The organism is Planosporangium spinosum (assembly GCF_049999945.1).
GTDB lineage: Bacteria > Actinomycetota > Actinomycetes > Mycobacteriales > Micromonosporaceae > Planosporangium > Planosporangium spinosum.
The window spans coordinates 42,183-60,970 of record NZ_JBLYUB010000004.1 but is presented as its reverse complement, the minus strand read 5'-3'; the positions used below and the strand labels follow the sequence as shown (position 1 = coordinate 60,970).

Genomic DNA, 18,788 nt, shown 5'->3' with positions numbered 1-18,788 from the left:
GACGCGATTCGCACCGCCAAATCGGATCCCCGAATCGGCGTGGCGGACCCGGCTACTCGACCGCCACAACCCGGTTCGTCAGCGTCCCCACCTGCGAAATTGTCACGTTGACGGTGTCGCCGTCCACGATCGGCCCCACACCGGACGGCGTGCCGGTGAGGATCACGTCGCCAGGCAGCAGCGTCATCACGTGTGACACATATGACACAAGTGTGACCGGGTCGAAGATCATCTGGCTGGTCCGACCGAGCTGGCGGACCTCCGCCTCGGCGCCGGGCGGTGAGCCGGCGGGCAGCACCTCGCAGCGCACCTCCAGGTCGGACGCGTCAACCCCGGTGACGATCCACGGGCCGAGCGGACAGAATGAGTCGAACCCCTTGGCCCGGGTGAACTGGACGTCCTTGCGCTGGAGATCACGCGCGGTCACGTCGTTGGCGCAGGTGTACCCGAAGATGGCCCGTTCGGCGGCCGCCCGGTCGGCGCGGCGGGCCCCCGAGGCACCGATCACCACGGCGAGCTCGGCCTCGTGCTCGACCTGCTTGGACTGCTCCGGCAGCCGTACCACGTCACCGGTGCCGATCACGGAGGTCGTGGGCTTGAGGAAAATCAGCGGCTCGGCCGGTACCTCGTTGCCGAATTCGGCGGCGTGCTCGGCGTAGTTGCGGCCGATCGCGACCACCTTGCTCGGCAGGATGGGCGACAATAGACGTACGTCGGCGAGCGCCCAGCGCTCCCCGGTGAACCGGATCTCCCCGAACGGGTGGCCCTCGACCTGGGCCACGGTCAACGCCTCCGTGCCGGCCGCGGGTTCACCTTCGACGACTCCGAACGACATCCCACCGGCGTGGGCGAAACGAGCGATACGCATCTGGCCAATTTATCCGCTGCGTGATCTCGGGACACCGCCCGCCGGCCCTTCGCCCTTCCGTGGGACCAAGCCGGCACGTCCCGCCGCACCCCTCCCGGATCAGCCGTGTCCGCCGTGCCCGACGAGCCGGTCGTGTTCACCGGCTCCCGTGCCCGACGAGCCGGTCGTGTTCACCGGCTCCCGTGTCCGGGCGATCGCCGCGACGGTCCCGGTGCTACTGCCCGCCTACGCGACGGCGCCTCTGGCCTGGTGGCTGATCTCCGGCGAACCGCCGACCGCCGGCATCGGGAGCGGGTTGTACGGGGTACTGACCATGGCTCTGGCAGTCCGTGGCACGTTCGGCACACCGTGGCGGGTGTAGGTATCCCCCACCGCTTTGGCGGTGGGGACCGCGCAGCACGGCGAGGTCCGGGTGCCGTGGAGCGTGATCGGGGCGGTCCGGTTCCGCGGCTGGGGACCGTACGCGCGGATCATCGTGGTCCCGACCGACCCGGTCGCCGGCCCGACCGACGGGCGCCGGCCCGACCGACGGGCGCCGCGCGCCGAGGGGTCGGCCCTACGAGCGGGCGTACTCCGACGCCCGGCGTACCTGGTCGACGGTGGGCCGGACGCCCGTGTAGAGCGCGAACTGCTCCAGCGCCTGGAGGCTGATCACCTCGCCGCCGGTGATGACCTTCTTGCCTCGGGCCTGCCCCCGGCGTACGAGCGGGGTCAGCACCGGCATCGCGACCACGTCGAAGACGGTCTCCGCGGCGTCCACGACGTCGGCGTCGACCGGCAGATCCTCGGCCACGGGACCGCCCGCCATGCCGACCGGGGTGGCGTTGACGATCAGCCGGGGCCGGGCCGGGCCCAGGGCCGGCCGCCAGGTGTACCCGTACCGGTCGGCCAGCGTCTTGCCGGTCTGCTCGTTGCGCGCCACGACGGTGCCCGTGCCGAACCCGCCGTCACGCAGCGCGGCGACGACTGCCTTGGCCATGCCGCCGCTGCCGAGGACCGCGAAGTCGCTGTCCGTCGCCACCCCGTGCTCGGCCAGCAGGGTGGCGATCGCGATGTAGTCGGTGTTGTAGGCGCGCAGGTAACCGTCGGTGTTGACGATCGTGTTCACCGACCGGATGGCCTCGGCGGAGGGCTCCATCGCGTCGACGTACCGGATGCACTCCTCCTTGTACGGCATGGAGACGCCGCAGCCGCGGATGCCCAGGGCCCGGATGCCGCCGATCGCGGCGGCCAGGTCGGTGGTGGTGAACGCCTTGTAGACGTAGTTCAGGCCGAGTTCGTCGTACAGGAAGTTGTGGAACCGCGTCCCGTGGTTGCTCGGCCTGGCGGCCAGCGACATGCACAGCACGGTGTCCTTGTTGATCTCTCGGCCCACGTGGATCCACACCCTTTCGTCCGGCGGCCGGTTACCAGCCCGCCAGAGGGTAGCCAATCACCCAGGTGACGGCCCTGAGCAACAGGGTGGGACCGGCACCGCTGCGACCTGCCACACTTGGCGGGTGACGATTCTGGCCCAGGCGGAGTGGCGCGCCCTCGTGGCGGCGCACGAGTCGCGGGTCGACGGGTGGATCACCCCGCACCTGGCCCGCCGCCGGGCCGGCATCAAGCATCCGGTCGAGGACTTCCTCTTCACGTACTACTCGTACCGGCCGGCGCAGCTGCGCCGCTGGCATCCGGGGCCCGGGGTGGTGGCCGAGGGCGCGGACCCGGCCGTGTGGGGGCCGTTCTACGCCGCGGCCGGCGTGGATCTCGACGCGGTCCGCGCGCAGCGCGGCGAGTCGGTGCGGTGGATCCGGAACCTGCTCACCGCCACCGCGGGCCGCACGGCCCACTTCGGCTGCTTCGGTGTCCACGAGTGGGCCATGGTCTACCGGCAGACCCAGGTCGAGGTCCGGCACAACGCGTGGCCGCTGCGCCTGCCGCCGGACGGGATCGCCCGGGTCGTCGAGGAGCGCGGCATCCGGTGCAGCCACTTCGACGCGTACCGGTTCTTCACCGCGCCGGCCCGGCCGCTGAACCTGCTGCGCCCGACCCGCGAAACGCAGGCCGAGCACGAGCAGCCGGGCTGCCTGCACGCCAACATGGACCTGTACAAATGGTCCTACAAGCTGTACCCGCTCACCGGCGCGGAGCTGATCGCGGACTGCTTCGCGCTGGCCCGCGACATCCGCGTGCTGGACATGCGGGCGAGCCCGTACGACCTGGCCGCCCTCGGTTACCCGCCGGTGCGGATCGAGACGGCCGAGGGGCGCGCCGAGTACGCCGCCGCACAGCGCGGGTTCGCCGAGCGCGCGGCGCCGCTGCGGGCCGCCCTGGTACAGGCCGCGTCACTGCTGGACGTCACCGCAGGATGTTGACCGCCCGCGCCACCACGAGCGCGACGATCAGCAGCGAGACCGCCGACTGGACCATCATGGTCAGCTTCGCCGAGCGCGACAGCGGCATCGTGTCCGTCGGACTGAACGCCGTGGCGTTGGTGAACGACAGGTACAGGTAGTCGAGGAAGTGCGGCTCCCAGTCGCGGTGCGCCAGCTCCGGCGTGGCCATCTGGGGGAACAGGAAGTCCGGGTAGTCCGCACGGGCGTTGGCCCGGGCAGCCGGTCCGCCCCGGTCGACCTCCCAGTACCAGAGCGCGAACACGATCACGTTGGTCATCCAGACCGCGCCGCCGTTGAACAACAGCGGGCCGGCGTCCGAGAACGCGCCGTGCACGAGCCGACGGATCAGGAGCACGGCCGACCAGGCATTGGCCACCGACGCGACGGCGACCAGGGTGATGCTGACGATCCGCAGCAGCGTCGTCTCGCGGTCGATCCGGAACGGGTTCATGAATACCAGCAGGCCCAGCAAGAGGAATTCGAGCAGCGGCAGCAGCCACCTCGGCGTCGACGCGAGGTTCTCCGGAAGGGCGACCTGCAGCCCGATCGCCCCCAGCATGGCGACGGCGGCCGGCCAGCGCCGCTCTCCGCCGGTCGGGCGCAGCCAGCCCGGCAGGTTGGCCGGGTCGAGCCTGCCGACGAGCCTCTCCAACCGGGCGGCGCGGGCCGCCACCGTCTCGTCGCCGGAGCGCGGGTGCGGTCGGATCACGTCGCCATTGTGGCCGGATCCGAGCCGCACGTCCGACCCGGCGACGGGCGCGTGCTGATGCAAGTGCAGGTGCACGCTATGGGCAAAGTTGCGCTGAGTGATAATCCGTTGCGCCTGAGTTACGAAATCAGCAGGTAGGAGCCCTGACCTGCGATGCGCGACGGCTATCGATAACTCGTTGCGGTCGCGCCGCCACGGTATCGGAATAGGCTCAAGTGCATGCCATCCGGGCCACTGCCGGCCATGGTCGTCGGACGGGACTCCGAAGTGGAGTTCGTCCGGTCGGCCCTGATCGGCGTCGCCTCCGGCCATGGCGGTCTGGTCCTGGTCGAGGGCGAGCCCGGCATCGGCAAGTCGGCCCTGCTGGGCGCCGGTCTGGCCGACGCCGTGGGGCGCGGCTGTGAGGTCGGATGGGCCGCCGCTGACGAGCTCAGCTCGGGTATCCCGCTGCGGCTGCTGCTGGACTGCCTGGAGATTGAGCGCCGGCCGGACGACCCCGGCCGGGCCGGGATCGCCGCGATCCTGCGGAGCGACCCGGCGGGCGACTTCGTGTCCACCGGCGATCCGCTGGCCGCGGTGGTCGACGGGGTGCTGACCCTGGTGGAAAAGCTCTGCGCGGACCGCCCCCTGGTCATCGTCACCGACGACCTCCAGTGGGCCGACGAGCTGAGCCTGCTCGCCTGGCAGCGCCTGGCCCGCACGGTGGAGCAGCTCCCGCTGCTGCTGGTCGGGGCGTACCGACCGGTACCCCACCGGGACGGGCTGGACCCGTTGCGCACGGCGGCCGTCAGCCGGGGAACGCTGGTCCGGCTCGCCCCGCTGCCGGAACCGGCGGTGGCCGAACTGGTCGGCGGGCTCGCCGGCGCGCCCGCCGGGCCGCGGCTGCGCGCGCTGGCGGCGCAGGCCGCCGGCAACCCGCTGTACCTGCGGGAGCTGGTGGACGCGCTGCGCCGCGAGGCCGCCCTGACCATGGACGGCACCGGGCACGCGGAACTGGTCGGCGAGGCGGCACACCGGGTACCGGCGACGCTCGCGGCCGCCATCGCCGGGCGGCTGGGCTTCCTGTCGGGCGAGGCCACCACCGCGCTGCGGGTCGCCACCCTGCTGGGTACCGAGTTCCCGGTCGACGACGTGGCGACCGTCCTGCAACAGTCGCCGGACGGCCTGCATGAGGTGTTCGCCGAGGCCGCGGCCGCCGGTGTGGTGACGCCCGGCACCCGGCTGTCGTTCCGGCACCCGCTGATCCGCCGGGCGCTGTACGAGGAGATGCCCGGTGTCGTACGGTCGGCCCTGCACCGGCACGCGGCGCAGGCGCTGGCCGCCCGGGGCGCGGCGGCGGAGCGGGTCGCCGCCCAGCTGCTGCGGGCCGGCGCCACGGTGGACGGCTGGGTCGTCGACTGGCTCGTGCGCACCGCGCCGGAGCTGATCGACCGGGCACCCGCGGTCGCGGCGGAGCTGCTCGACCGGGCGGTCGGCCAGCTTCCCCCGGCGGCGGAGCACTGGGACGAACTGGCCGGGGCGCACGCGCGGACACTGTTTCGGCTCGGCCGGGACGCCGAGACCCGGGCCCGGCAGGTCCTCGCACACACCCGCGACCCGGCGCTGGCCGCCGAGATGCACTGGATCCTCGGTGAGCGGCTGCTGCGGGCCGGCCGCTCCGGCGACGCGCTGCGGGTGATCGGGCAGGGGCTGCGCGGTGCGCTCGTACCGGTGATCTGGCGGGACCGGCTGGAGGCGATGTCCGCACGGATCCGCGCCACCTCGGTCGACGACCTCGACAAGACGGAGGCCGCCGCACGCGCGGCCCTGGTCTCGGCAACCGCCTCGGGCGACCGGCTCGCGCTCGGCTACAGCCTGCTCAGCCTGTCGACGACCGCCCTGATGCGCCGCGACCAGCCGACCCGGCTGGACCACCTGGACCGGGCCCTGGACGTCCTCGCCGACGGCACGGAGCACCTGGAGCTGCGGCTGCTGCTGCTGGGCAACCGGGCGCTGGCGCTGTCGATCCTCGACCGCTTCGACGAGGCGGAGCGCACCCTCGCCGCCGCCAGTGACCTCGCCGACCGGAGCACCGGGTACGCCGGGCTGGCGCGCTTCCACGCCCCCGCCTCGGTCGTGCACTTCTGGACCGGCCGCTGGGACGAGGCCCTGGTCGAGCTGGACACGGCCGAGGACCTGCCCGACAACCCGCGGGTCGCCCTCATCGCGGCCGGCATCGCCGCGCTCATCGCCTGCCACCGCGACGACCGGGCCGCGGCTGCCGCACGGCTGGACGCCTTCCCCGACCCGCCGAGCGAGAGTGCGTTCGACGTGGCCAACCGCGGATTCCTGATCGCCGCCCGCGCGATGCTCGCCGAACGCGACGGCCGCCCCGAGGACGCGGTACGGGCGTGGCGGGAACTGCTCGACCCGCGCTACGCGCGGATGGAGCGCCACACCCCGATGCCGGACGTCGTCCGGGCGGCGCTGGCCGTCGGCGACCTGGCCACCGCATGGGAGGCGACCGACCGGTGCGTCCGTGACCCGGGCCAGATGATCCCCGGTCGACTGGCCGCGCTGGAGCGCTGCCACGGGCTGTTGCACGGCGACCCCGACCTGCTCACGAAGGTCGGCCGCTACCTGCGCCAGCGCGGCCGGGTGGTCGAGTACGCCCGCACCTGCGAGGACGTCGCCGTCCTGCTGGCCCGACGGGGTGACCGCCGAGCCGCGAAATCGGCGCTGGCGCCGGCCATGGAGGTGTACGCGCGGCTGGGCGCCCGCTGGGACACCCGCCGGGCCACCGCCAGCCTCCGCCCGTTCGGCATCCGGTGGGGCGCGCGGGGTCCGCGCCGGCGGCCCGCGCACGGCTGGGCCGCGCTCTCCCCGACCGAGGTGACGATCGCGCGGCTGGTGGCGCAGGGTATGTCCAATCCGGACATCGCTGGCGAGCTGCTGCTGTCACGGCGCACCGTCCAATCGCACGTGTCCAGCATCCTCGGCAAACTCAAGGCGCACTCGCGGGTGGACATCGCCCGGGAGGTCCTCGACCACGGGTAGGTACCGGATGCGCACAACCCTCGTGGGGCGCGAGAAGGAGACCGCGCACCTGCGGAGACTGGTCCGCCGCACGGCCACCGGCCGGGGCGCGATCCTGCTCGTCGACGGCGAGCCCGGGATCGGCCGGAGTGCCCTGCTCGCCGTCGCCGCCGCCGAGGCGCGCCGGGCCGGCGCCCGGATCCTGCGCGGCCAAGGCATCCCGGCCGACCCGGCGCCGCCGTTCGCGACGGTCCGGTCCTGGTTGGACGGGGAACCGGCGGGCGGGGACTTCGCCGTCACCGAGGCGGTGCTGAACCGCGTCGACGGCTGGTGCGCGGCGTCGCCGGTGGTCGTGCTCGTCGACGACCTCCAGTGGGCCGACCCGTCGAGCCTGGTGCTGCTCGGGCGGCTCGGCCGTAACGCCGGCGACCGCCGGTTGCTGCTCGTCGCCGCGTACCGGTCGGCGCCGCGCGACAAGCGGGTCGAGGCGCTGCTGCGCGGCCTGCAGCGCCGGGGCGCGGAGCGGATGACGCTGGCCGCACTGTCCGAAAAGGATGTCGGTACGCTCGCCGGCGGACTGCTGGGCGCGCCGCCCGGGCCGGACCTGCGCAACGTACTCGCGGGAGCCGGCGGGAACCCGCGCTACGCCATGGAACTGCTGGGCGCGTTGGCCCGCTCCGGGCGCATCGAGGTCACCGGCGGGGTGGCCGGGCTGCGCGGCGGTACCGTCCGCCCGGCCCTCCCCGGTACCGTGCTCGACCTGGTACGGCAGCGGATCGAGGAGCTGTCGCCGGGCACCCGCGACATGGTGCGGGCCGCGGCCGTCCTGGGCCCCGGCTTCGACCTGACCGAACTGGCGGCCGTCCTCGGCCAGCCGGTGATCTCGCTGTGGCAGCCGGTCAGCGAGGCGGTGGCGGCGGGCCTGCTCGTCGACGCCGGTGGCCAACTGGTCTTCCGCCACGACGTGGTGCGGCGGGTCCTGACCGGCGACGTCTCCGCGGACGCCGCGGAGGCGCTGCGGTTGCGCGCCGGCCGGGCGCTCGCGACCGCGGGTGCCCGGGTGGAACGAGTCGCCCGGTACCTGACCACCGCCACCGATCTGGCCCCGGACCTGGTGGACTGGCTCGCCCGGACGGCGGAGGCCCTGGTCGCACGCGCCCCGGAACTGGCCACACCGCTGCTGGAGCGGACGCTGGCGCAGCGCACCGCGGACGCCCCGGAGATCCTGCGGGTGCAGTACGCCCGGGCCCTGCTGTGGGCCGGGCGCCCGGTCGAGGCGCAGCGCGCCGCCCAGGCGGCCCTGCCGGCCGGCGACACCGTACCGCCGGCGGAGCGCACCGGCACCGCACCGCCGGCCGGCGACACCGTACCGCCGGCGGACCCCCGGGAGGTGGCGCTGCGGTGGCTGCTGGCACAGGCCCACCTGCAGAGCGGCCGGGTCGACAGCGCCCACGCGGTCGCCGAGGAGGTCCTCGCGACCATCCGCCTACCCGCCGGCGAGGCGGCCCGCTTCCACGGCCTGGCCGCGCTGTGCCTGCTGCTGTCCGGGCGTGTGACGGCCGCCGAGGCCGCCGTCGACCGGGCCGGTCCCACATCCGACGGCTACGGCACCGCGCACGCCCTGACGGTGCGCGCCGGCGCCCGGCTGGCCCGCCAGCGGCCCGGGGAGGCGCTCGACCTCGCCGATCGGGCCGTCGCGGCGCTCGGCGGTGACCAGGTCCAGCCCGACCACCCGTTCGCCCCGCACCTGATCCGGGCGCTCTGCCTGACCGAACTGGACCGGTTCACCGAGGCCGACGCCGCCTGCGGCGACGGGCGGGCGGGCGGCGGGCACGGCGGCCGGACCTTCCTCACCTGGCACCACCTGGCCGGCGCGCGAGCCAACTACCTGCACGGCCGGTGGGACGATGCGCTGGCCGAGATCCGGGCCGGACTCGGCGCGGCCGACTGCCTGGGCGTGGCGGAGGGGCTGCACAGCCAGGCCGCCCTGATCGCGATCCACCGCGGCGAACCGGACACGTACGCGGAGGCGCTGGTCCGACCCGACGCGAACCCGCACTGGGGCTGGCTGCGCCGGGCGGCGCGGGCCCTGGCGTGGGAACGCGAGGGCGACCCGGAGCGGGCGTTGCAGGCCCTGTTCGACGCGTGGACCCGGGAACCGGCACGCACCTGCCTGGCCGCCGACGTGGCGCGGCTGGCCGCCGGTACCGGGGAGCGCGTACGGGCGCGGACCGTCGCCGAGACCGTCGAGCGGATCACCGCGCACCACGGCGCCGCGCACGTACGGGCGACCGTCGCGCTGTGCCGCGGGGTCGCCGGGGTGGACCCGACCCTGCTGCTCGCCGCGGCGGAGGCGTTCGCCGAGGGCGGCCGGCCGCTGTACGAGGGGTACGCCTACGAGGAGGCCGCCGTCGCGTTGGCCGCCGGCAACCCGGTGCGGGCCCGGTCCGCCCTGGACTCGGCGGTCGGGTGTTACGAACGGCTCGGCGCCACCTGGGACGCCGACCGGGCGCAGGCACGGCTGCGCAGCGCCGGCATCCGGCGCCGGTATGCGCGGCGGCGGCCGAAGACGGGCTGGGACGCGCTGACCAACACCGAACGCCGGATCGTCACCCTCGTCGTCGCCGGTCGGTCCAATCCGGACATCGCCGCCGAGCTGTACCTGTCGCGGCGCACCGTGCGCAACCACGTCTCGCACATCCTCGCCAAGCTGGGACTCAGTTCCCGGGTCGAGTTGGCGGTCAGCGCGTACGAGAACGGCGCCCGGTAGCGCCCGCCGCACCCGATGGCGGCACCCCGCCGGGCGCGTGGCACCCCGCCGGTGGCGTTCGCGGCGGCTCAACCCGGCTGGCTGCCCGGTGCACGGTGCGGTAAACCGGGGTACCGGCCCATTGTGCGCGTCACCGTCCGCGCTCCTGGCGAGCGCCAATCGTGCCGACTCGGGTCACATGGCGGTTGTTTCAAGACCATCGGAAGCGCGAACGTACGGGGACGGGGGTTCGCTGTTCGATGTCAGCACGGGCCGATCCAGGAGTACACCAATGACCACCGCACCAAACTCCCCCCACGAGGTCGGCATCCGGGTCACCAGCGCCAAGATGACCCTCGCGCGCCACCGCATCCAGCGGGAGACCGGCCGCTGCGCGGCGTGCGGGTGCGACTGTCCCTGCGACGCCGCGAACAACGCCGCCAACACGCTCGCGGCGTACGGACTGCCGGTGACCGAAGCCCCGCCCCAGATGCCCAACCAGCGCCGGTTCCTGAGCGGCCGCGCCCGCCTGAACCGGCTGCCACTGCGGCACTGACCGGCCGGCGGGCCCGCCACCCCGCCGGCCGGGACGCCCGACTGTCCCGCGTGTACGCGCCGCTACCCGGCCGGAACCCGCGCCAGCCGGTGCCGCGAGAGCCGGTCGGCCAGCCGGGTAGTCTCCGGCAACCGGTACCGCGGGCACAGCCGGAGCACCAGGTCGCAGGCCGAACCGAGGGTGACCCGGTGGCCGGTGGAGACGAAGACGGGCCTGACACCGTCGCGGGTCCGCAGCACCCGGCCCAGCTCCTCCCCGTCGCCGACCAGCGGGGACCAGTCGCCGCGCCGCTGTCCCGGCGGCTCGTACGCCCAGGTGAACGGGGTCTTCGCCACCCCGATCGCCGGCAGGTCGGTGAGCACACCGAGATGGCAGGCCAGCCCGAACCGGCGCGGATGCGCCACCCCGTACCCGTCGCAGACCAGTACGTCCGGCGTGACCGCCAGCCGGTCCAGCGCGGTGAGCAGGGACGGGATCTCACGGAAGGCCAGCAGCCCGGGTACGTAGTCGAACGCGGCGGTGCCGTCGACCACCGACGCCTCGACCACCTCCAGCGTGTCGGCGTCGAGGACCACCACGGCGGCGGCCAGCCGGTCGGAGCCGGTCGCGTAGGACACGTCCAGCCCGGCGACGGTACGCGGCCGCAGCGGCTCACCGCCCGGGCGTACCCGCGGGCGCAGCCGGTCCTGGACGGCCTCCGCCTCGGCGGCGGTCATCGGCCACCGGTCCATCACCGCACCCTACGCGGTGCAGAGATGGTGATGATCGGGTGGAGATGGGCAGGTGCCTTGGCCATGACCGCTAGATTGACCGGAATGACGACGCTCGCCCCGGCCGCCACCGCACGCGACTCCGCCAGCCCCGTCCACACCGGCCTGCACGTCGCCCTGTGGTTCGCGGTGGCCGGCTGCGCCGCGTGGGCGGCGGTCCGGGTGTTCGGCCTCGACCACCTGGGCGGCCCGCTGTACCCGCTGATCGCGTTCACCCCGTACGTCGCCGGCGGCACGGTCGTGGTGACCGGCCTGGCGTGCGCGCTGCGGTCATGGTGGGCGGCCGGGGTGGCGGCCGGAGTGGCCATCACGCTGCTGGTGTGCGTACTGCCCCGGGGCTTCGCCACCGGCGGCGGTGCGGCGGACGGGCCCCGACTGCGGGTGCTGAGTTCCAACATGATGATCGGGGCCGCTGACGCCGCGACGATCGTACGGCTGGTACGCGACCAGGGCGTGCAGGTACTCGCGGTACAGGAGTTCACACCGGAGGCGGAGCAGGCCCTCGACGCGGCCGGGTTGGCGGAGCTGCTGCCCCACCGGGTCTCCTACCCGCAGCCCGGAGCCGGCGGCTCGGGGCTGTTCAGCCGGTTCCCACTGCGCGACGACGGCCTGCGTACCCTCCCGTCCGGCTTCACCCAGGCGGCCGCGACGATCCAGGTGCCGGGCGCCCGGGAGGTCGCCCTGGAGTCGGCGCACCCCTGTGCGCCGCTACCGCCGGACTGTTCCCGCATCGACCTGACGGCCGAGCCGCGGGCCAGCCGCGACGGGACGGTCCGGGTGCTGATCGGCGACTTCAACGCCACCCTCGACCACGTACGGCTGCGCCGGCTGATCGCGTCCGGTTACCGGGACGCCGCCGCCGCGACCGGCGACGGGTTCACCGCGAGCTGGCCGTACGACGAGCGGCGGTGGATCCCCGGCGTGACGATCGACCACGTCCTGGTCGATCGCCGGGTCGGCGTGACGCGGTACGCCGCCCACACCGTACCCGCCACCGACCACCGCGCGATCTTCACCGAACTCGTCCTACCGCGTTCATGATCGTCACACCGACTGGTGCTGCTGGGACAGGCCGTAGCTGAGCGCGTCGACGAGGGCGTGCCAGCTCGCCTCGACGACGTTCTCGTGCACCCCGACCGTGGTCCAGTCACCGGTGCCACCGGCCGTCTCCAGCAGTACCCGGGTCACCGCGCCCGTGCCGTGGCTGCCTTCGAGGATGCGCACCTTGAAGTCGGCCAGCTCGAAGCTCTTCAGCTCCGGGTAGTGCTTGGCCAGGGCGGCCCGCAGCGCCTCGTCGAGGGCGTTGACCGGGCCGTTGCCCTCCGCGGTGGCGATGACCCGCTCCCCGCGTACCCGGACCTTGACCGTGGCCTCGCTGACCACGGCGCCGTCCTCGCGGTGCTCGACCTGGACCCGGTAGCTCTCCAGGGCGAACGGGCGGGTCACCGCACCGTTCAGCTCGGCGCGGACCAGCAGCTCGAACGACGCGTCGGCGGCCTCGAACGACCAGCCGCCGGCCTCCAGCTCCTTGATCCTCGCCGTCACCCGGGTGAGCGCCTCGGGGTGGTCGCCGAGGTCGATGCCCAGCTCCCGGGCCTTCAGCTCGACACTCGCCCGGCCGGCCATCTCGGTGACCAGGATGCGCATGTCGTTGCCGACGACCTCCGGCTCGACGTGGTTGTACAGCAGGGGGTCGACCTTGATCGCACTCGCGTGCAGCCCCGCCTTGTGGGCGAAGGACGACGACCCGACATAGGCCTGGTGGGTGTCGGGTGCGATGTTGGCGATCTCCGCGATGGCGTGCGAGACACGCACCATCTGGTCCAGGCAGCCCTCCGGCAGGACCGGCAGTCCGAGCTTGAGCTGCAGGTTCCCGACGACCGCGAAGAGGTCGGCGTTGCCGGCGCGCTCGCCGTACCCGTTGGCGGTGCACTGGAAGTGCGGCACGCCCGCCTCGACCGCGACGACCGTGTTCGCGACCGCGCAGCCGGTGTCGTTCTGGCAGTGGATGCCGAGCCTGGCGACCGCCTCGTCGGCGCTGACGCCCAGCCGGGACGCGAGCCGTCCGGTCACCTCGCCCACCACGCGGGTGACCCGCGACGGCAGCATGCCGCCGTTGGTGTCGCACATGACCGCGGCCTCGGCGCCCGCCGCGATGGCGGTCGCGGCGACCTCGGTGGCGTAGTCCGGGTCGACGAGGTACCCGTCGAAGAAGTGCTCGCAGTCGAGGAACACCCGTCGCCCCTCGGCGACGAGGTGGGCGACGGTGTCGTGGACCATCGCCAGGTTCTCCCGCAGGCTGGTGCGCAGCGCGCGCTCCACGTGGCGCACGTCCGACTTGGCCACCAGGGTCACGACCGGCGTCTCGGCGTCGAGCAGCGCCCGGACCTGGGGGTCGGAGCCGACCGCCGTGTCGGCCTTGCGGGTCGCGCCGAACGCGACGAACTGCGCGTGTCTGAGGTTGAGCTCGGTACGGGCTCGTCGGAAGAACTCGGTGTCCTTGGGGAGGGCTCCCGGCCAGCCGCCTTCGATGAACCCGACACCGAAGTCGTCGAGTAGCCGCGCCACCGCGAGCTTGTCGACCACCGAGTAGCTGATGCCTTCCCGCTGGGCCCCGTCGCGCAGCGTGGTGTCGTATACCTGCATTGATTCTCCAGCCTCTCCACAACGAAAAAGACCCCCCGCGGATGCGAGAGGTCTGCGCGCTCGGCGTCGGTGTGCCGGGCGCGCTAGGGGCCAATAATCAGGACGGCGGGGACTGCGGTCACGCTTCGTACACTGCCACGTACGCCTACATCGTGGAAGTACTTTCCGAATATCGGGAGCGCAGAGTGCCCGACTTCATAGTGTAGCCGCACGAGAACGGTGCGCGAAGCGACCATGGCGCACGGTGATCCGCCGACGGGTACCACCGGCATGGCGAGGTACCCGTCGGCGACAGGCGTGGTTCACCTGAGCTACCGGATGTGACGACAGGCGGTCAGCGGGCCGCACCCACCGACGGCGGAGACGGCCCGCTGGCGGGCGGTCAGCGCTCGTCCCGGTCCGGCTTGGCCGACGGCTTCGGCGGCTCGGCGGGCACCGGCACCCGGAGCGTGAGCACCAGGGTCCGCAGCGGCAGGTCGGTGTAGCGGGCAGAGGTCGACATGCGTCCTTGGACGGGCCGGCCGCCGCCACCGTTCCCGCCCTTTCGGCGGTCGTCCCGGCCTCCGCCACGGTTTCCCGGTCCCTCGGACCGTCGCGCCGGCCTCCGCCTGCCACGACGGTCCGGGGCCCGCGGGTCAGATCAGCCGGTGCACCCAGCCGTGGGCGTCCGGAGCGTGGCCGCGCTGGATGTCGACGAGGGTCTGGCGCAGCCGCGCCGTCACCTCGCCGGTACCTCCGTCGCCGATGACGAACTCGCCGTCGGTGGAACGGACCATGCCGATCGGGGTGAGCACCGCGGCGGTACCGCAGGCGAACACCTCGCGCAGCCGGCCGCTCGCGGCGTCGGCGCGCCACTGGTCGATCGAGTACGGCTCCTCGCGGACCGTGAGCCCCTGCTCGCGGGCGAGCGTGATCACGGCGTCCCGGGTGATCCCGGGCAGGATCGTGCCGAGCGGCGGCGTGATCAGGGTGCCGTCGTCGAACACGAAGAAGATGTTCATGCCGCCGAGCTCGTCGACGTAGCGGCGCTCCACGGCGTCGAGGAACACCACCTGCTCGCAGCCGTGCTCGATCCCCTCGGCCTGCGCCGCCAGGCTGGTGGCGTAGTTGCCGCCGCACTTGGCCGCGCCGGTGCCGCCGGGCGCCGCCCGCGTGTACTCGCTCGACACCCAGACCGTGACCGGCGCCACGGAGCCGCCCTTGAAGTAGGGGCCGACCGGCGAGGCGATCACGACGTAGAGGTACTCGGCGGACGGCTTGACGCCGAGGAACACCTCGCTGGCGAACATGAAGGGGCGCAGGTACAGGCTGCCCTCGGGGTCGTCGGGCACCCAGCCCCGGTCGATGCGCACCAGCTCGGTGAGCGAGTCGAGGAACACCTGCTCGGGAAGCTCCGCCATCGCCATCCGCCGAGCGGACGCCCGGAACCGGCGCGCGTTGGCGTCGGGCCGGAACATGGTCAGGCCGCCGTCGTCGGTCCGGTACGCCTTGAGCCCCTCGAAGATCTCCTGCGCATAGTGCAGGACGGCCGTCGCCGGGTCCATCGGGATCGGCGCGCGAGCCTCGACCCGGGCGTCGTACCAGCCCTTGCCCTCCGCGTACCGGATGGTGACCATGTGATCGGTGAAGATCCGCCCGAACCCGGGATTGGCCAGCATCGCGGCCCGCTCGGCGGCGGATACCGCTGCCGGATTCGGATGAATCTCGAACGCGAGGCTCTCACCGCCGCTCATGTGCCCTCCGTAAGTGTGATCTCTCGATGAGAATCGTAGTGTTGATCGGCGTGACAGGTCGACCACCGAATCCGCCGTGCCTGCAACTTACCCCGAACGCTCGTTAAAGCCGTTCCTGCAACCTACCCCGAACGCTCGTTAAAGAGGTCGGCCGTAAGGGTCAAAGGCTTCGATCGGCGGAAAATGACACCCCACAACGGGTGGGCGAGATGCCGTTGTCCCCGGTCGGCGGGCGCGCGTGACCGCCGGGCAGCCACCTCTGACACGCGGCGCGGATCACGCCGGCGAGCCGGGAACCGGTCAGACGGATACCGGTCAGGCGGATACCGCGGCAGCGAGCCGGTCGCCCACCTCGTCGGTGCGCAGCGGGGCGCCGGGCGTACGGGCGGCGAGTTCGGCGCCGACCGCGTCGGTGACCCGTCCGGCCGCCTCGGGGTGGCCGAGGTGGTCGAGCAGCAGCGCCACGGAGAGTACCGCGGCGGCCGGATCGGCGATGCCCCGGCCGGCGATGTCCGGCGCGGAGCCGTGTACCGGCTCGAACATCGACGGGTAGCGTCGATCGGGGTTGATGTTGGCACTCGCCGCGAGGCCGATGCCGCCGGTCACCGCCGCGGCCACGTCGGTCAGGATGTCGCCGAACAGGTTGTCGGTGACGATCACGTCGTACCGCTGCGGCTGGGTGACCAGGAACATCGCGGCCGCGTCGACGTGCTGGTACTCGGTGGTGACGTCGGGGTACTCGGCCGCCACCTCGGCGAAGGTGCGCGCCCACAGACCACCGGCGTGGGTGAGCACGTTGTTCTTGTGGACCAGGGTGAGCGTGCGGCGCGGGCGCCGCATGGCGCGCGCGAACCCGTCACGGACGACCCGCTCCACGCCGAACCGGGTGTTGAGGCTCTCCTCCGTGGCGACCTCGGCCGCGGTGCCCTGGTGCAGGTTCCCGCCGGCCCCGGCGTACAGGCTCTCGGTGCCCTCCCGGACCACCACGAGGTCGATGTCGCCCGGCTTGGCGCCCGCCAGCGGGCTCGTGGTGCCCGGCCACAGCCGCGACGGGCGCAGGTTGACGTACTGGTCGAACGCGAACCGCAGTTTCAGCAGCAGGCCGCGCTCGAGGACGCCGGACGGCACCGACGGATCACCGACGGCGCCGAGCAGGATCGCGTCGTGCTGGGCCAGCTCGGCCAGGACGCTGTCGGGCAGCACCTCGCCGGTGCGGTGGTATCGCGCCGCACCCAGGTCGTACTCGGTCGCCTCGGTACCGGGCAGGACCACGTCGAGCACCTTGCGGGCCTGTGCGATCACCTCTGGCCCGATGCCGTCGCCGGCCACCACCGCGATCCGTGCCACCGTCTTCAGTCCGTTCTCTCGCCACGTGCGTTCGAAGAAACGTTAAGCCATCGTCCTAGCTATCGGTACACCGGGTCCACCTGGTGGACGCTCTGATCATGAAAAGAACAGGTCCACGATGCTGGCCGCCGTCGCGCCGACCGCCTCGGCCGCCGAGCCCAGCAGGTCGGGGTCGGGGGCGCTGTCCACGGTCAGCGTCATCAGCGCCTCGCCACCGGCCTCGCGCCGGGCGACCTGCATCGCCGCGATGTTGACGCCGGCCGCGCCGAGGATCGAACCCACCGTGCCGACCACGCCGGGCCGGTCGGCATAGCGCAGGAACAGCAGCACGCCGTCGGCGGCCAGGTCCAGCTCGTACCCGTCGAGCCCGGTCAGCTTGAGCGCCTCGCGTGGCCCGCCGACGTGCGTACCGGAGACCGAGACCACGCGGCCGTCCGGCAGCGCGCCACGGACCGTCACCAGGTTGGGGTGGTCGGTGGACTCCGGTGAGACCGCGAGCTCCACCTCGACACCGCGGTCGGCGGCGAGCAGCGGAGCGTTGACGTATGTCACCTGGTCGCTGACCACGCCGGCGAACAGTCCCTTGGTGGCGGCCAGCTTCAGCACCGAGACGTCGTTGTTCGCCACGTCGCCGTGCACCTCGACGGTGACCGCGGCGGCGATGCCGCCGGCGACCGCGGTGAAGACCCGGCCCAACCGTTCGGCCAGCGGCAGCAGCGGCCGTACCTCCTCGGCGACCACCCCGCCCGCCTGCACGTTGACCGCGTCCGGGACGAACTCGCCGCACAGCGCCAGCTTCACGCTGCGGGCCACGGCGAGACCGGCCTTGTCCTGAGCCTCCACCGTGGACGCTCCGAGGTGCGGCGTGGCGACCACGTTGCCGAAGGCGAACAGCGGTGACGCGGTGCAGGGCTCCTTGGCGTACACGTCGATGCCCACACCGGCGACCCGCCCCTCGGCGACCGCGTCGGCGAGAGCCTGCTCGTCGACCAGGCCGCCGCGGGCGGCGTTGACGATGCGGACGCCCGGCTTGACCATCGCCAGTTCCCTGGCGCCGATGAGCCCCACCGTCTCCGGCGTCTTCGGCAGGTGGATGGAGATGAAGTCGCTGTCGGCCAGCAGGTCGTCCAGGCCGACCAGGCGGACGCCGAGCGCCGCCGCGCGGGCCGGCTGCACGTACGGGTCGTAGGCGATCAGGCGTACCCCGAACGCGGCCATCCGCTGGGCGAAGAGCACTCCGATACGGCCCAGGCCCACCACGCCGACGGTCTTGCCGGACACCTCCACCCCGGTGTACCGGGACCGATTCCACTCCCCCGCCTTCAGCGCGGCGCTGGCGCTCGCGGTGTGCCGGGCGACCGCCAGCAGCAGCGCGACGGCCTGCTCCGCGGCGGAGACGATATTGGAGGTCGGCGCGTTGACCACCATCACGCCCCGGGCGGTGGCGGCCGGTACCTCGACGTTGTCGAGCCCGACGCCGGCGCGGGCGATCACCTTCAGGCGGGGGGCGGCGGCCATCGCCTCCGCGTCGATCACGGTGGCGCTGCGGACAACGACGGCGTGCGCGCCGGCGAGAGCGTGGAGCAGGGCGGCCCGGTCGGTGCCGTCGACGTGCCGGACGTCGAAGTCGTCCGCGAGCACGTCGATCGCGGCGGGAGCCAGCTCCTCCGCGACGAGCACCACCGGGCGGTCAGTGACGGAGGATGTCAAGGCTCCTCGATTCTCGATCGGGATCGGGAGGGACAGAGCTGTCACCGGCGGCCGGCGCCGCCGACGGGCCGAGCAACGCCCGGTCGTCGCCGCTCGCGGAGCGGAGCAACAGCGGCCACCGCCGCCACGGGAGCGAGAGCGACGGCGGTGGCTGCCGTCCCGGCGATCGTAGGGCGGCCCGGGGCGTCGCGTGGGCCGATCCGACAGACCGTACGCATCGATTTTCGTCTTAGGAACCGTTAACCGAACCGGTTCAGCAGTGCACCACCTGCCAGCACGCTCCACCGGCGTCGATCCGCCGGGCGGC

The 18,788-nt window shown here is 73.2% G+C and carries 14 protein-coding genes; 6 read left to right on the top strand and 8 right to left on the bottom strand.

Annotated elements, in window-relative coordinates; translation table 11 throughout:
* Positions 1-52 precede the first annotated feature (52 nt).
* The gene (locus ACNTMW_RS06925) at positions 53-868 is read right to left on the bottom strand and encodes a fumarylacetoacetate hydrolase family protein (protein WP_426632574.1); all 816 of its coding nucleotides are present in this window, start codon (positions 866-868) and stop codon (positions 53-55) included.
* A 148-nt stretch (positions 869-1,016) separates the two neighbouring features.
* On the opposite strand from ACNTMW_RS06925, the gene ACNTMW_RS06920 reads away from it, so the two are divergent.
* The gene (locus ACNTMW_RS06920) at positions 1,017-1,229 is read left to right on the top strand and encodes a hypothetical protein (RefSeq protein ID WP_426632573.1); all 213 of its coding nucleotides are present in this window, start codon (positions 1,017-1,019) and stop codon (positions 1,227-1,229) included.
* Positions 1,230-1,424: 195 nt separating this feature from the next.
* Here the strand turns inward: ACNTMW_RS06920 and ACNTMW_RS06915 are convergent, their stop codons facing one another.
* Positions 1,425-2,243: a shikimate 5-dehydrogenase gene (locus ACNTMW_RS06915; RefSeq protein WP_426632572.1), complete on the bottom strand. Its 819-nt coding sequence runs from the start codon at positions 2,241-2,243 to the stop codon at positions 1,425-1,427.
* 124 nt (positions 2,244-2,367) lie between these two features.
* Here ACNTMW_RS06915 and ACNTMW_RS06910 point away from each other — a divergent pair, with 124 nt between their 5' ends.
* A complete protein-coding gene (locus ACNTMW_RS06910) occupies positions 2,368-3,225 on the top strand; it encodes a 3-methyladenine DNA glycosylase (RefSeq protein ID WP_426632571.1) in 858 nt (285 codons plus the stop codon).
* Here the strand turns inward: ACNTMW_RS06910 and ACNTMW_RS06905 are convergent.
* A complete protein-coding gene (locus tag ACNTMW_RS06905; protein WP_426632570.1) occupies positions 3,209-3,955 on the bottom strand; it encodes a hypothetical protein in 747 nt (248 codons plus the stop codon). The genes ACNTMW_RS06910 and ACNTMW_RS06905 overlap by 17 nt on opposite strands.
* 219 nt (positions 3,956-4,174) lie before the next feature.
* Between ACNTMW_RS06905 and ACNTMW_RS06900 the strand changes: the two genes are divergently transcribed.
* The 3 genes from ACNTMW_RS06900 (at position 4,175) to ACNTMW_RS06890 (ending at position 10,275) form a co-directional block, all read left to right on the top strand.
* Entirely contained in the window at positions 4,175-6,991 is a 2,817-nt protein-coding gene (locus tag ACNTMW_RS06900) for an ATP-binding protein (RefSeq protein ID WP_426632569.1), read from the top strand.
* 7 nt (positions 6,992-6,998) lie between these two features.
* Positions 6,999-9,740: a helix-turn-helix transcriptional regulator gene (locus ACNTMW_RS06895; RefSeq protein ID WP_426632568.1), complete on the top strand. Its 2,742-nt coding sequence runs from the start codon at positions 6,999-7,001 to the stop codon at positions 9,738-9,740.
* Positions 9,741-10,011: 271 nt separating this feature from the next.
* Complete coding sequence (locus ACNTMW_RS06890) at positions 10,012-10,275, top strand: hypothetical protein (RefSeq protein WP_426632567.1); 264 nt, start codon at positions 10,012-10,014, stop codon at positions 10,273-10,275.
* A 62-nt stretch (positions 10,276-10,337) separates the two neighbouring features.
* Here ACNTMW_RS06890 and nfi read toward each other — a convergent pair whose 3' ends face one another.
* Entirely contained in the window at positions 10,338-11,006 is a 669-nt protein-coding gene (gene nfi / locus ACNTMW_RS06885; protein ID WP_426632566.1) for a deoxyribonuclease V, read from the bottom strand.
* Positions 11,007-11,069: 63 nt separating this feature from the next.
* Here nfi and ACNTMW_RS06880 point away from each other — a divergent pair, with 63 nt between their 5' ends.
* Positions 11,070-12,086, top strand: coding sequence for an endonuclease/exonuclease/phosphatase family protein (locus tag ACNTMW_RS06880; RefSeq protein ID WP_426632565.1), 1,017 nt, complete (start codon positions 11,070-11,072; stop codon positions 12,084-12,086).
* A gap of 3 nt (positions 12,087-12,089) precedes the next feature.
* On the opposite strand, the gene cimA is transcribed toward ACNTMW_RS06880, so the two are convergent.
* The 4 genes from cimA to serA form a co-directional block, all read right to left on the bottom strand.
* The gene (gene cimA, locus ACNTMW_RS06875; RefSeq protein ID WP_426632564.1) at positions 12,090-13,691 is read right to left on the bottom strand and encodes a citramalate synthase; all 1,602 of its coding nucleotides are present in this window, start codon (positions 13,689-13,691) and stop codon (positions 12,090-12,092) included.
* 635 nt (positions 13,692-14,326) lie between these two features.
* Complete coding sequence (locus ACNTMW_RS06870) at positions 14,327-15,424, bottom strand: branched-chain amino acid aminotransferase (RefSeq protein ID WP_426632563.1); 1,098 nt, start codon at positions 15,422-15,424, stop codon at positions 14,327-14,329.
* Between the two features lie 315 nt (positions 15,425-15,739).
* Positions 15,740-16,771 (bottom strand): 3-isopropylmalate dehydrogenase, encoded by a 1,032-nt coding sequence (locus tag ACNTMW_RS06865; protein WP_426632562.1) that lies wholly within the window; start codon positions 16,769-16,771, stop codon positions 15,740-15,742.
* Positions 16,772-16,867: 96 nt separating this feature from the next.
* Positions 16,868-18,481: a phosphoglycerate dehydrogenase gene (gene serA / locus ACNTMW_RS06860; protein WP_426632561.1), complete on the bottom strand. Its 1,614-nt coding sequence runs from the start codon at positions 18,479-18,481 to the stop codon at positions 16,868-16,870.
* Between the last annotated feature and the right edge of the window lie 307 nt (positions 18,482-18,788).

Excerpts from the sequence above, each read along its gene's own strand:
- ACNTMW_RS06895 (WP_426632568.1), top strand. The coding sequence starts at position 6,999 with ATGCGCACAACCCTCGTGGGGCGCGAGAAGGAGACCGCGCACCTGCGG.
- nfi (WP_426632566.1), bottom strand. The coding sequence starts at position 11,006 with ATGGACCGGTGGCCGATGACCGCCGCCGAGGCGGAGGCCGTCCAGGAC.
- ACNTMW_RS06900 (WP_426632569.1), top strand. The coding sequence starts at position 4,175 with ATGCCATCCGGGCCACTGCCGGCCATGGTCGTCGGACGGGACTCCGAA.
- ACNTMW_RS06880 (WP_426632565.1), top strand. The coding sequence starts at position 11,070 with ATGACCGCTAGATTGACCGGAATGACGACGCTCGCCCCGGCCGCCACC.
- ACNTMW_RS06890 (WP_426632567.1), top strand. The coding sequence starts at position 10,012 with ATGACCACCGCACCAAACTCCCCCCACGAGGTCGGCATCCGGGTCACC.
- ACNTMW_RS06925 (WP_426632574.1), bottom strand. The coding sequence starts at position 868 with ATGCGTATCGCTCGTTTCGCCCACGCCGGTGGGATGTCGTTCGGAGTC.
- ACNTMW_RS06870 (WP_426632563.1), bottom strand. The coding sequence starts at position 15,424 with ATGAGCGGCGGTGAGAGCCTCGCGTTCGAGATTCATCCGAATCCGGCA.
- cimA (WP_426632564.1), bottom strand. The coding sequence starts at position 13,691 with ATGCAGGTATACGACACCACGCTGCGCGACGGGGCCCAGCGGGAAGGC.